Genomic DNA, 13,674 nt, shown 5'->3' on the forward strand with positions numbered 1-13,674 from the left:
CCCGTTCGGGTTCCGCACGGCAGATGAGGGTAGCAATGTCTTGGCGTTTATTATTCGCAACGCTCCTGATCGCGCTTGGCGCGTCGGCCTGGGGCGGGATTCAATTGGGCGACTGGCTGGTAGCGCATGCGCCCCCGGCCATACCGGCTCCTGGGCAGGATGCAGCAGCGTCACAGCAGCCGGTTCTGGATGCCAACGGACGCCCCTATGTGGCGCAGCCGCCGCAGCCGCGCATCGATGGCACGCTAGGCGTGCCGGACAAGCCCGCTGACCGTCAATGGCAGGTCAATACGGTGTCGTTGTTCGACTCCGTCAGTGATCCCGCCGTGAAACTGTCCCGCGAACGCATCAGCCCCGAACAAGCCCGCGAGATCGCGGCGGCCTCTGAAGTGCCGTTGCCCTCGGGCACGTCGGACGTCAGCACGCTGGATCTGCAAGTGCCCGGTACGGGTACGGCGGTCAATGGCAGCCAGACGCAGGCCAGCGGCTATGGCACTCCACAAATGGTGCAAGCTCCGCCGCCGCCGCCCAATACGTCGCCGGCTCCTGGTGCGCCAGGCTGGCAAGACGCGTTAAAGCGCGAGCTGGCCCAATGCGCCGCCCAAGGCTTCTTTGACCGCCCGTCCTGCTCATGGAATGCGCGGAACAAGTACTGCGCGCCGAACCGCGCGTGGGGCACCATGGCCGAATGCCCGGCCCGTCCGCAGTAATGCAGCGGCGCAGTAATGCAGCGGTAGTACTACCGCTTTCCGGCCGGCGGTTTTCACGCCGGACCAGACAAGAAAAAGGCGCCCCGGAAAGGGCGCCTTTCTACTGTCCGGCTACGCCTGTTACTCAGGCACGGAAATCTGGCTTTGCAGATAATTCTGGATGCCGACCTTGTCGATCAGGTCAATCTGCGTTTCCAGATAATCGATGTGCTCTTCGGTATCGTCCAGGATGTCCTGGAACAGATCGCGCGAAACGTAGTCACGCACCGATTCGCAATAAGCAATGGCTTCCACGACCGTGGCATGAGCCGCTTGCTCAAGCTTCAGATCACAGGCCAGCAGTTCCGGCACGTCTTCACCGATCAGCAGCTTATGCAGATCTTGCAGGTTGGGCAGGCCATCCAGCATGAAGATGCGCGAGATCAGACGATCCGCATGCTTCATTTCGCCGATGGACTCTTCGTACTCGTGCTTGCCCAGCTTGTCGAAGCCCCAATGATTCAGCATGCGGGCATGCAGGAAATATTGGTTAATGGCCGTCAGTTCATTGGTCAGTTGCTTGTTCAGAAACTGGATGACGGTTTTGTCGCCTTTCATAATGGACTCCTTGCAGTCAGGCGCGACGCGAATACATCGCGACAAAGGAGCGCACGATGCCGCGCGTACGCAACCCCGGCAGACTAACACCAGCCGCTAGGCCTCGCCTAGCCTTGCGCTGCATTTGGTAAACGGCTTTAGAACCGCTACAAGAAAGCGACAAGCTAATGAGAATGAGTATGCGTACTTGATGCCTTGCTCACGCAAGTCAGGCTGCATGCGGCCTGCCGGATGGCTGTACCGAGTTATTCGTACGCGCAAAGCGTCAATGCGCTGCGATCTGGCTATGTTGACGCGCCCAAACGGATGCGAGAATCATTGTTTCCGCGCCGTTGCATATCGGCAACCCAAAATCGGCACATCAAAGGCCGCATCGAAGACGAGCGGATTATTCCCCTTTACGAGTGGCCAGCCAGATGCCAAACGCGATGGGCACAATACCCAGCAGATCCAGCCACGATACGGGTTCACGCAACACCAGCCAGCCAAACAGCAAACCCAGTGGCGGCATCAAAAAGTGCAGAGCACTGGCGGACGTAGCGCTGGCTCGGCTCAGAATCATGAACCACAGGTAATAACCGCCCATCGACACCGCAACAATCATGTAGAGCATGCTGCCGATCAGGCTGGCCGTCAGATGCGCATCGCTCTGGTTTTCGCCCAGCAACGCGAATGGAAGCAGAGCCACTGCCGCGGCCAAAGACTGAATGCCTGTCGATGCCCACAAGCCCGCAGACGGCTTCAGGAGCTTGTAGAGCAAGGTGCCTGCCACCAGTGCCACCAGACCGCCAGTCACCAGCAGCGTGCCATGCATGTCCTCCTGCATCCCCAACAAGCGGGAGCGCAGCACCAGCGCCACGCCGGCCAGCCCCAGGCACAACCCCAGCAGCTTGCGCCAGCTCAGGCGTTCGCCCAAAACCGGACCGGCCAGCACGCCGATCAGAAGCGGGTTGGTGCTGATGAGTACGGCGGTGAATGCGGACGACACGGTCGTCATGCCCATCCAGCTCAGGCCCAGGTATAGCGCGTTGTTCAACACGCCCAGCAGAATCAGCGACGCCAGATCGCGGCCGCGCGGCCACCTGCCGCGCTGGCTTATTGCCGCAATACCCAACATCAACAGACCAGCGATCAGGAAGCGGACGGTAAGCAGGGTCAGCGGGGGACAGTCCCGCACCGCGATCTTGGCCGCTGCGAACGCCGAACTCCATAAGAAGCAGAACGCCGCAATGGGCGCCCAGCTGATGCCGGGCGAACCATTGGAAGGCAGAACGGCGGATACGGCTGACGAAGCCTTCATCGAGAGTCCCGGAAAACGGCGCGCCACGCATGCAGCGCAGAGCCTGCATTCTGCGCTTCAGAGAGTCCGATGACTAACGGTTTACCGCGATAGCGCGCAAGCGATCGGCCCGGGCAAGGACGGGTTAGGAATCAAGAACACGGTGGGGAATAAAACGACGCGGCCCGCTGCACAACGGCAGCGAGCCGGAAAAAGAGGGCAATGCTCAGGCGATGGCGACCAGCGGAATGGGGAAGCTGCTGTTGGCAGCCGAAGCCCCCGATTCAACCATGGCGGGCGGAGCATTGACCGGAACGGCAATGGAGCGCACGTCGCACACGCTGGAGCAGCGGCCGCCCGGCAGGTATTCGGCGGCGGTGGCCGCGCAGCAGCCGCAGCACGTGGCTACGCCCAGCTCGAATTGCAGGTCGGAGAGCGTCGTTGCGCCACCGTCCACGCTGGCGCGGACTTGGCGTTCGGTGATGGCATTACATACGCAAATGTACATGCGAATGATTATCGAAAATTATTCGGGAACTGGCAAGCCCTTGGCAGCAAAAAAAATTGCAACTTATTTGTCACGCAAGTGGTTGAAAAAAAGGGACAAATTTCCTAATGTCGTCCCTAATTTCAACGGGCAGAGGCCTGTGCCTTGCGCAACGTAGCCGGAGCAATCCGCAGCGCTTCGCGGTACTTTGCCACCGTGCGGCGGGCAATGACTATCCCCTGATCAGCCAGTTTCTGCATGATCTGGCTGTCGGACAAAGGCTTGGCCCGGTTCTCGTCCGCCACCATTTGGCGGATGAAGGTCTGCACCGCAGTGGCCGACGTCGCGTCCCCGCCATCGGTCGATACGCCCGCTCCAAAGAAGCGCTTGAGCTCCAGCGTACCAAACGGAGTGAGCATGTACTTCTGCGTTGTAGCGCGTGAAATGGTCGATTCGTGCATACCGAGTTCACCCGCAATGTCCTTCAGAATCAAGGGGCGCATTGCGACGGGGCCTTGGCTGAAAAAGGCGGTCTGCCGTTCCACAATGGCCTGCGCCACGCGCAGGATCGTGTCGAAACGCTGCTCGACGTTGCGGATCATCCATTTGGCTTGCTGCAACTGGGATTGCAGGCCGGCGTGCGCCGACTCTTTCTGGTTGCCCAGCATCTGCGCATACAGCCCGTTGATCTGCAAACGCGGCACGGCAGCGCTGTTAAGTGTCACCTGCCATCCCCGGCGGGTCTTCCTCACAATGACGTCCGGCACCGCGTAGTCGGCTGCTGGCACGGTCCAGGCGCGCCCTGGACGCGGTTCCAGCCGCAGAATCAAGGAATGAGCCACGCGCCACGTCGCTTCGTCACAGCCCACGGCGGCACAGAGGCGAGCGGCATTGCCCGTCGCCAGCAAAGGCAAGTGCTGCGCGCACACCACCCGGGCGCAGGCCAGCACAGCGGGGTCAGCCGCCTCGGGCAAGCGGGTGAGATCTGGGTTGCGCAGTTGCAACAGCAGGCATTCGGCCATGTCACGAGCGCCGATACCCACGGGATCAAATGATTGCAGCAGCGACAAAGCCGCGCGCAATTCATCGATGTCCGGCTCCAGTTCGGCGGGCAGCCAGCTCAATATTTCGTCCAAAGGCGAACCGAGGTAGCCGTTTTCGTCCAGCTCATCGATCAGCAAGGACGCCAGCGCGGCGTCTCGGGGCGCTGCCCGGGTCAGAACCAGCTGGCCAAGCAGATATTCACGCAATGTGTCTGGGCGGGCCGCCTCGGGCAGGCTGGAATCATCATCGGAATACACCCCGCCCGACCCCGGCATCTCGTCAACCGGAGACTCGCGCTCGGCGGCGGGTTCGTCATCCTGCACCGAGGATTCGCGTTCGGATTCCGCTTGCGCTTCTGCGGCGGGGGTCTCGTCGTCCCGTTCAAGCAGGGGATTGTCCGCGAGGACTTGCGAGATCTCCGCCTCAAGGTCGAGCGTAGACAGCTGCAACAATCGAATGGATTGTTGCAGTTGCGGCGTCAGCGTCAGGTGCTGGCCAGGTCGCAGTTCTAAAATTGGACGGGTCATAGGTACAATATTTTGCATGATGAATCTGACTTCGCCCGCAAGCGTTCGCCAGGACTGCCGACTAATCGGTCAGACCCTGCTCAAACTGGCGCTTCCCCGACTCGTTGTGCGCGCGATAGTCATCGCTGTCGCCCTCGTTCTTTGGTATCTGGTCGCCTCCTGGATACTGGATTTCGGCAAGCGCATGAATTACGACTTCCTCCATTCCCTGGGTCAGCCGACCATGGACATGGTGCAGAAGGTCGCGCCCTACATCTGGTGGGTCGCCGCCGGCATCTGGTCGCTGATCGTGTTTTTCTCGGTGCGCGCATGGTTTAGCGCCAGCCTGGCCGCCGGCAGCGCAACGCCGGTTGGCACTGACGTGCTGGCCAATCTGGCCCCGAACCTGTCTGAAGAGTCGCTGGGCGTACTGCGTTGGACCTGGGGCGACCGCCAGGAGCCCTTCACTGTAGGCGACTTGCGCCGCTCTTTGTCTGAAATTCGCCACAATCGCATCGCTAAGATCGAAATGGTGGCCGATCAGGCGCAGATTCTGGACGCGTCTGCCAGCCGGCCGTCTCGTGATCCGCGTGATGAAAGCCGTCGTGAGCCCCGTAGTGAAGTCCGAGGCGAAACGCGCGGGGACCGCTACGTTGAGCCCCGCATCGGCGGCACGGGCCGCTAACGGCACGCTTCACCAGCATCTTTTTTGCAGGCCGCCAACTTTGGCGGCCTGTTTTGTTTCGAGCCTCCCCAGGCTGCCCATGAAACGCTTCAGCGGCCTGGACGAATCCGTACGAAGCTTGTTCCGGCCCTTATATCTTTTTCGGCATTAGCATTTGCGCTTGCCGGAAAAGTATGTTTGACTAGCAACCTATGGCCGCTCACCGCACCCCCCTCGCGATTGCCACCGGACGCTCCGCCGCTCCGGTCGCCGGCCTGCGCGCTCGCTGCTTGTCGATTGCCGCGCTATCGCTATACCTACCGATCGGTTGCCGGGCCTAGTGTCCCGTGGTAGCTCGGCATCCACGTTTGCCACACGCGATTTCCCCTTTTTATCTCTGAATCCTGCCGGTTGAATCCGGCAAACCCTGGCACAAGTCCGTTATCCGGCCGCTTGCGCTGATGAGCCTGATGCTCACGGGATTCACAAGAAACCGATCGAGGTGTAGTAATGATGCTTGCCAACCCCGCCACCAAATACGTCCCCTTCGCGCCCTTTACCCGCGACTTTTCCGAACGCACCTGGCCCAGCCGCCGTATCACCAAGGCGCCGATCTGGATGAGCACGGATTTGCGCGACGGCAACCAGGCGTTGATCGAGCCGATGAGCGTCGAGCGCAAGGTCCGCTTCTTCGAACAGCTTGTGAAGATCGGCTTCAAGGAAATCGAAGTGGGTTTCCCTTCGGCTTCGCAGACCGATTTTGATTTCGTGCGCAAGCTCATCGACGAAAAGCGCATTCCCGATGATGTGACCATCATCGTGTTGACCCAGTCGCGTGAAGACCTGATCAGCCGCACGGTGGAAGCCGCCGCAGGCGCCAAGCAAGCCATCGTCCACATGTACAACGCTTGCGCGCCGGCTTTCCGCAAGGTCGTGTTCAACATGTCGAAGGACGAGATCAAGAACATCGCCACCACTGGCACCCGCCTGATCAAGCAGTACACGTCGCAGCGTCCCGAAACCAAGTGGAGCTACGAGTACTCGCCCGAAGTTTTCAGCACGACCGAACCCGAATTTGCACTTGAAGTGTCGGATGCCGTAGCTGACGTATGGCAGCCCACGCCCGACCACAAGATGGTGTTGAACCTGCCCGCCACGATCGAGGCCACCAGCCCCAACTTGTACGCCGACCAGATCGAGTGGATGCACAAGAACCTGGCCCGCCGCGACAGCATCGTGCTTAGCGTGCACCCGCACAACGACCGCGGCACCGCCGTGGCTGCCGCCGAATTCGCTGTGATGGCCGGCGCCGACCGCATCGAAGGCTGCCTGTTCGGCAGCGGCGAACGCACCGGCAACGTTGACCTCGTTACCCTTGCCTTGAACCTCTACACGCAGGGCGTGCATCCCGGCCTGGACTTTTCCGACATCGACGAAGTGCGCCGTTGCGCCGAATACTGCAACCAATTGCCCGTGCACCCGCGCCACCCGTACGCCGGCGACCTCGTCTTTACGGCTTTCTCTGGTTCGCACCAGGACGCCATCAAGAAGGGCTTGGCCTTGCAACAGGCCGATGCCGTCTGGGAAGTGCCGTATTTGCCGATCGACCCCGCCGACCTCGGCCGCAGCTATGACGCCGTCATCCGCGTGAACAGCCAATCGGGCAAGGGCGGCGTGTCGTACCTGCTTGAACAAGAACACGGCTTGGTGTTGCCGCGCCGCCTGCAAATCGAATTCAGCCGCGCCATCCAGCGCGTGACGGACGAGACCGGCCGCGAAGTCACCGCTGATGACGTGCACACGATCTTCAACCGCGAGTACCTGGAACAGAAGACCCCGTGGAAGCTGATCCGCCACCGCATTGACGGCAATCCGTCGGCAGGCGAAGGCCAGCACTTCAGCATCGAAGCCGAACTTGAATACAACGGCGAACGCCGCATTGTGACCGGCAAGGGCGATGGCGCGATCTCGGCCTTCGTGGCCGCGCTGAACGTGCCCGTGCGCATCATGGACTATCACGAGCACGCCATCGGCACCGGCACCGGCACGCGCGCCGCCTCCTATGTGGAATTGCGCGTCGGCGAGTCCAGCACGGGCTTTGGCGTAGGCATCGACCGCGACATCGTGACGGCATCGTTCCAGGCTGTGTTGAGCGCCGTCAACCGCCATATCAATTCGGGCGCCGTTACGGCCGCCGAACAGGAAACTGCTGAAACTGCGTGATCCGCAGACCGGCATTGAGCTAAAACAGGCAAGCCCGTCACATGGGCTTGCCGGCCCCAAGAGCACACCGGCATCTTGAAGCGCCTGTATAGCAAAAAAAGCCCGCCTTTATCCGGCGGGCTTTCTCTTTATGCGCGGCGTAATCAGCCGCGCGGCCACATGTCCGACGCGCCAATATCGGGCGCATTGGCGGCCAGCAAGCGTTCGTGAACCCATGCGGCGACGGCCAGCGTGTGATGGTCGTCATAGCGCTGCCCAATCACTTGCAGGCCCACAGGCAACCCTTGCGGTCCGGTTGCGAACGGCAAGTTAAGGCAGGGCAGGCCGAACAGCGTCCAAGCGCGTGAAAACTGTGGATCACCCGTGCCCAGATCGGCGAACGGCGCTTCGCCGGCGGCGCTAGGCGCCAGCACCACGTCAAAGTCCTGAAACCAGCTGTTCACGCGGGCCCGGGATTCCTCGGCGCGGGCCAGGTTCCGGATATGTTCTTCCGCGGTAATTTGCGAACCGGCTTCAAGAATGGCCTGGATCTTGGGACTGAGCTGCGACGCGTGCTCAAGCCGTTCGTATGCCAGCGACTGCGAAGACTCGAACGCCATGATGTCTGCGTGCAACTGCACCAGCATGCAGTCCTGAGACGGCAGCGGCACTTCTTCCACCACGGCGCCGGCGCGTGACAGCGTTGCTGCGGCCTGCGCGAATGCTTCTTTGGTTTCGGCTTGAGCGTGGCGCCATTGCAGCGTGCGGCACATGCCGATACGCGGTTTGCCCTCATAGGCCAGATTCAGCATGCGCGGATCGCGCATCATGACCGAGGCGAACAGCGCCACGTCCTGCACCGAGCGCGCAAAGCCGCCAACGGTGTCCAACGATTCCGCCAGGCTTTTAACGCCCGCGCGAGGAATCGCGCCAAAGGTGGGCTTGAAGCCCACGATGCCGCAATACGACGCGGGACGGATAATGGAGCCTGCGGTTTGTGAGCCCAACGCGAACGGCACCATCTCATCAGCCACCGCCGCCGCGGAGCCGCTGGACGACCCGCCCGGCGTGTAGGCTTCGTTGCGCGGGTTGCGGGTGGGGCCGGCTTGATAGGTGGCGAATTCGGTCGTCACGGTTTTACCCACGACAATCGCACCCGATGCGCGGCACAGCGCGACCGAGGCGGCATCCAGGCCGGGGCGGTGACGTTCGTAAATAGGGGAGCCGTAGCGGGTCGGGAGATCGACGGTATCGAACAGGTCTTTGACGCCGATCGGCAGGCCATGCAACGGACCGCGCAACGCGCCGTTGTCGAGAATTTCCGCGTGATCCAGCGCGGCCTGCTTTTGCAGCGCCGTCCAGGCATGGACGGTGTTCTCGCGCTGCTCGATGCGCGCAAAGCAGGCACGCACCAATTGCACCGCCGTTAATTCACGCCGTTGCAGCTTGTGCGCGGCTTCAAGCGCGCCAAGGCTGTTTAAGGCAGTAGACATGATCCTTTCCTCTTTACCGGTGCCGCGCATCATGCGCGGCAGCTGAACTCCGCACCCGGTCCCCTTGACCGGGGATCTGCCCAATCCCGCAACGCAGCATCTTTGCTGCATGGTTCGAGTGAGCCCATCCCTGCCATTGTGCGCGCCGCGTCAATTGGTAAAAACACCGAAAAGACCCTGATTTACAGAGTAAACCTGCTGCGCCACGCCTAGGCGTTTTGTTGTTGCGTCGCTATCAGCATAGCGCAAACCCGTGCAATACAAAGGTCATATTCCTCTTGTAAGATGAAATCGTTTTCAGTAAACAGACAGTAATTTGGATATGGCTACGCGCCCGTCTCCCCGCTTTTCCATCATCGAAGTGGCCCGCAAAGCAGGGGTCTCTCCGGCGACGGTTTCGCGCGCGTTCAACCAGCCGGAAATCGTGCATCCCGATACCTTGGCGCACATCCGCAATGTGGCCAAACGCGCTGGCTTCCGGCCGAATCGGGTTGGCCGCAGCCTGCGCTCAGGCAGCACGCGCACCATCGGGCTGATCTTGCCGACGCTGTCCAACCCCGTCTTCGCCGAGTGTTTTGAAGGCGCCGAGCGGCGCGCCCGTGAGTCCGGCTACAGCGTCATGCTGACCGCGACGGGCTACGACCCAGCCGTCGAGTCGGCGGCAGTGCAAGGGCTGATGGACCATCAGGTCGATGGTCTGATTCTGACCGTTGCCGACGTGAACAAAAGCGCCACGCTGGATGATCTGGACAGCTCGGGCATGCCGTATGTGCTGGTCTATAACGAGTCGTCCACGCATCCCTTTGCTTCTGTCGACAATCGCGCCGCGGCCAGCGACATGGTGGCGCATCTGGCGGCGCTGGGCCACCGGCGCATCGCGCTGGTCACAGGCCCCCTGACCGCATCTGACCGCGCTCGCCGCCGGCTGATGGGCGCGCGAGCCTGCGCCAAGAAGCTGGGGCTGGAAACCGTGCAGCACATCGCGATGAGTTCGCACACGGGTAGCGACGCCGACGCGCTGAAAGCCGCGTTACGCGGCAAGCAGGCGCCCACCGCCTTGTTTTGTTCGAACGACCTGCTGGCCACTGCCGTCATTGCGGACCTGGTCGCACTAGGCTTGTCCGTACCCTCTGATATCTCGGTTTGCGGGTTTGACGGCATGCGTTTTGGCGCATTGCTGACCCCGCCGCTGACCACGGTAGCGCAACCCAGCGACGGTATCGGGCAGACCGCCTGCTCAAACCTGCTTGCGCAGATTCATGGCCAGCCGCCGCAATCGAACCGGCTGCCGCATTGCATCGTCGTCGGCGGCACCGCAGCGTCGGTGCGCCGCTAATCGCTACTTCACACGACCTCTAATTCCAGCCACACGTATCATGCTCATCGCTCAAATCACCGACCTGCATATGCGCACCCCGGGCGACAAGGCCTACGGCATCATTGATCCGGCGGCTTTTCTGGGCCCTGCGGTGCGTGCACTGAATGCGCTGACCCCACGCCCTGATTGCGTGCTGATCACGGGCGACCTGACAGACCTTGGCCGCCCGCAGGAATACCAGGCGCTGCGCGAACATCTGCAGGCGCTGGAGATTCCGTATTTTCTGCTGCCGGGCAACCATGACGACCGCGCGCAACTGCGCAACGCATTCCCCGATCACGGCTATCTGCAAGGCAGCGGCACATTCATCCAATACGCGGTGGAGAGCTATCCGTTGCGTATGCTGGCGCTGGACACGGTGGTGCCGATGAAGAGCCACGGCGAACTCTGTCAGGACCGGCTCGACTGGCTAGCTGCTCGTCTGGCGGAGCAGCCCGACCGTCCCACGCTGGTGCTGATGCACCATCCGCCATTCCTGACGGGCATTGAACACATGGATGCGATTGGCCTGTTGGCTGGCGCGCCGGAACTGGAGCGCATTGTGTCTCGTTTTCCCAATGTGGAGCGCGTGCTCTGCGGCCATCTGCATCGCACCATCTTCCAGCGGTTTGGCGGCACGATTGCATCTACTTGTCCGGGCACTGCGCACCAGCTCGCATTGGAACTGGGACCGCGCCCGACCTTGCAATACATCATGGAACCGCCGGGATATCAGTTGCACTGGTGGCAGGGAAAGAACCTGGTCACGCATCACGCAGTGATTGGGGAATACCCCGGTCCGTATCCCTTCGGCTAGGGCCGGTTTCGGAATATCAGTAGGGCGCTTTGCCATAACTCCGTCATGTTTGCGCTGCACAATGAAAAGGTTTTCATAACAGGCAACAATGCGGATCTAACAATTAGATCGTCGAGACAGCATGTCATCCATCGTTCTGGATAACCTCACCAAACAATACGGCAACGCGGCCGCGATCCACGGCGTCAGCTTCACGGTGCCGGTTGGCAGCTTTACGGTGTTGCTGGGCCCTTCGGGCTGCGGCAAGTCGACCACGCTGCGCATGATCGCCGGACTGGACACGCCCACCTCGGGCACCATCCACATCGGCGATCGCGACGTGACGCAATTGCCCCCCGCCAAGCGCCGCATCTCGATGGTATTTCAGTCGTATGCGCTGTTTCCGCATCTGTCGGTGCGCGAGAACATTTTGTTCGGCCTGAAAGTGCGCAAAGAGCCAGCGCGTGATTTCGACCGCCGCCTGCAACGTGTGGCTGGCCTGCTGGGCCTGGGCCATCTGCTGGACCGCAAGCCGTCACAGCTGTCGGGCGGACAACAGCAGCGGGTCGCCTTGGGCCGCGCCGTGATCTCTGAAGCCCCGGTGTGCCTGATGGATGAACCGCTGTCCAATCTGGATGCGCAGCTGCGCCATGAAATGCGGCGCGAAATACGCGCCTTGCAGCAGAGCCTGGGCATCACGATGGTTTACGTGACGCACGATCAGACCGAAGCCATGAGCATGGCCGACCAGGTAGTGCTGTTGCGCGGCGGACAGATCGAACAGCACGACACGCCTGAAGGCCTGTACGCACGCCCCGCCACGGAATTCGCAGCGCGCTTTATTGGCACCCCGCCCATGAACCTGATTGGCCTGACAAGCCAGCAGGGCGCGACGACGATCACCGGCACGCAAGGCCCTGCGATCGCGGGCGCGCCTGAAGGCGCCGTGAAACTGGGCGTGCGCCCCGAACATATGCGTATCGACGACAACGGCATTCCCGCCATCGTGGAAAGCGTGGAGTACTTCGGCGCGGACTCCATTGTGGTGTGCCGCGTTGGCGACACGAGCGGCGTCGCTGTGCGGGTTGGCGGCCATCTGCTCGCCCGCGCCGGCGAAGCTTTGCGCCTGTCCTGGCCGGATGGGCAACAACATTTCTTTGCCGCCGATTCGGCGGTCATCAACACCGTCGGGCGCTAGAAGACGCCCAATCCACAGGAAGGAAACGCACCATGCGACGCATCGTACTGAAGACCCTGGCCGCCAGCCTGGCCGCCGCCTGCCTGTCCCTGCCTGTGCAGGCACAGACCAAGCCCGTTGAAGTCGAATTCTATTACCCGGTCGCTGTCGGCGGCCCGATCACCAAGATCGTTGATGACATGGTGACGGATTTCCAGAAAGAAAATCCCAACATCAAGATCAAGCCGATCTATGCGGGTTCCTATCAGGACTCCATTGCCAAGGCGCTGACGGCGCTCAAGGGCGGCACGCCGCCGCAACTGGCCGTGCTGCTGTCCACCGACATGTTCACGCTGATCGACGAGGACGCGATTGTTCCGGTTGATTCGCTGGCCAAGAGCGATGCCGACAAGAAGTGGCTGGGCGGATTCTATGACGCCTTCATGCAGAACAGCCGCTCGGGCGGCCACACCTGGGGCGTGCCGTTCCAGCGTTCGACCATCGTCATGTACTACAACAAGGATCTGTTCAAGGCTGCCGGCCTGGACCCCGAACGCGCGCCTGCAACGTGGGCCGAGCTCGTCGACTACGGCAAGAAGCTGACCAAGCAGGACGCCTCGGGCAACACGACGCAATGGGGCATCGAGATCCCGTCGGGCGGCGCCTTTGCCTATTGGCTGTTCCAGGCGCTGACCACGCCCAACGGCGCGATCCTGATGAACGAAGCCGGCAACGAGGTCTATCTGGACAAGCCTGCGGTGGTGGAAGCCGCCCAGTTCTGGCATGACCTGTCGGCCAAGCACAAGATCATGCCGACGGGCACGATCGACTGGGGCACCACGCCCAAGGACTTCCTGGAAAAGAAGGCCGCGATCATCTGGACCACGACCGGCAATCTGACCAACATCCGCAAGAACGCTGACTTCCCGTTTGGCGTGGCCATGATGCCGCAGCAAAAGCGCGGCGGCAGCCCCACGGGCGGCGGCAACTTCTACATCTTCAAGAGCGGCACGCCGGAACAACAGCAAGCCGCGCTGAAGTTCGCGCAATGGGCCACGACCCCGGAACGCGCAGCGGACTGGAGCATCGCCACGGGTTATGTGGCCGTCACGCCGGCCGCCTGGCAGACCGAGAAGATGAAGAAGTACGCGCAGGAAGTGCCCGCCGCCGCAGTTGCCCGCGACCAGTTGGAAGTGAGCGTGGCGGAATTCTCCACGCATGAGAACCAGCGCGTTACCAAGACCCTGAACGACGCGTTGCAAGCGGCGTTGACGGGCTCGAAGACGCCGCAGCAAGCGCTGACCGGCGCACAGCTTGAGGCTGACCGCATCCTGCGTTCCTACAAGTAAACCGACAAGCACG

At 61.6% G+C, this 13,674-nt stretch carries 12 protein-coding genes; 7 read left to right on the plus strand and 5 right to left on the minus strand.

Features of this window, described 5'->3' with window-relative positions; translation table 11 throughout:
• Positions 1–23 precede the first annotated feature (23 nt).
• Positions 24–710, plus strand: coding sequence for a hypothetical protein (locus RAS12_RS21040; RefSeq protein ID WP_371321213.1), 687 nt, complete (start codon positions 24–26; stop codon positions 708–710).
• A 120-nt stretch (positions 711–830) separates the two neighbouring features.
• Here the strand turns inward: RAS12_RS21040 and bfr are convergent, their stop codons facing one another.
• From bfr to rpoN, 4 genes are all read right to left on the minus strand, one after another.
• On the minus strand, positions 831–1,307 hold the full coding sequence (bfr, locus tag RAS12_RS21045; protein WP_306939845.1) for a bacterioferritin: 477 nt from the start codon (positions 1,305–1,307) through the stop codon (positions 831–833).
• Positions 1,308–1,695: 388 nt separating this feature from the next.
• Positions 1,696–2,607, minus strand: coding sequence for a DMT family transporter (locus RAS12_RS21050; protein ID WP_306939847.1), 912 nt, complete (start codon positions 2,605–2,607; stop codon positions 1,696–1,698).
• Between the two features lie 205 nt (positions 2,608–2,812).
• Positions 2,813–3,094 (minus strand): (2Fe-2S)-binding protein, encoded by a 282-nt coding sequence (locus tag RAS12_RS21055; RefSeq protein ID WP_306939849.1) that lies wholly within the window; start codon positions 3,092–3,094, stop codon positions 2,813–2,815.
• A 122-nt stretch (positions 3,095–3,216) separates the two neighbouring features.
• Positions 3,217–4,644, minus strand: coding sequence for an RNA polymerase factor sigma-54 (rpoN, locus tag RAS12_RS21060; RefSeq protein ID WP_442538724.1), 1,428 nt, complete (start codon positions 4,642–4,644; stop codon positions 3,217–3,219).
• A gap of 16 nt (positions 4,645–4,660) precedes the next feature.
• Between rpoN and RAS12_RS21065 the strand changes: the two genes are divergently transcribed.
• Together RAS12_RS21065 and leuA are read left to right on the plus strand one after the other, a co-directional pair.
• The gene (locus RAS12_RS21065; RefSeq protein WP_306939853.1) at positions 4,661–5,308 is read left to right on the plus strand and encodes a hypothetical protein; all 648 of its coding nucleotides are present in this window, start codon (positions 4,661–4,663) and stop codon (positions 5,306–5,308) included.
• A 489-nt stretch (positions 5,309–5,797) separates the two neighbouring features.
• A complete protein-coding gene (leuA, locus tag RAS12_RS21070) occupies positions 5,798–7,510 on the plus strand; it encodes a 2-isopropylmalate synthase (protein WP_306939855.1) in 1,713 nt (570 codons plus the stop codon).
• A gap of 143 nt (positions 7,511–7,653) precedes the next feature.
• Here leuA and RAS12_RS21075 read toward each other — a convergent pair whose 3' ends face one another.
• A complete protein-coding gene (locus RAS12_RS21075; RefSeq protein WP_306939856.1) occupies positions 7,654–8,982 on the minus strand; it encodes an amidase in 1,329 nt (442 codons plus the stop codon).
• A gap of 322 nt (positions 8,983–9,304) precedes the next feature.
• On the opposite strand from RAS12_RS21075, the gene RAS12_RS21080 reads away from it, so the two are divergent.
• From RAS12_RS21080 to RAS12_RS21095, 4 genes are all read left to right on the plus strand, one after another.
• Positions 9,305–10,318, plus strand: a complete 1,014-nt coding sequence (locus tag RAS12_RS21080) for a substrate-binding domain-containing protein (RefSeq protein WP_306939859.1) — start codon at positions 9,305–9,307, stop codon at positions 10,316–10,318.
• 40 nt (positions 10,319–10,358) lie between these two features.
• Positions 10,359–11,156, plus strand: a complete 798-nt coding sequence (locus tag RAS12_RS21085) for a phosphodiesterase (protein ID WP_306939861.1) — start codon at positions 10,359–10,361, stop codon at positions 11,154–11,156.
• A 121-nt stretch (positions 11,157–11,277) separates the two neighbouring features.
• Positions 11,278–12,333, plus strand: coding sequence for an ABC transporter ATP-binding protein (locus RAS12_RS21090; protein WP_306939862.1), 1,056 nt, complete (start codon positions 11,278–11,280; stop codon positions 12,331–12,333).
• Between the two features lie 32 nt (positions 12,334–12,365).
• Positions 12,366–13,661, plus strand: a complete 1,296-nt coding sequence (locus RAS12_RS21095; protein ID WP_306939863.1) for an ABC transporter substrate-binding protein — start codon at positions 12,366–12,368, stop codon at positions 13,659–13,661.
• The last annotated feature ends 13 nt before the right edge of the window (positions 13,662–13,674 follow it).

This window comes from Achromobacter seleniivolatilans (assembly GCF_030864005.1).
GTDB classification, from domain to species: domain Bacteria; phylum Pseudomonadota; class Gammaproteobacteria; order Burkholderiales; family Burkholderiaceae_B; genus Achromobacter; species Achromobacter seleniivolatilans.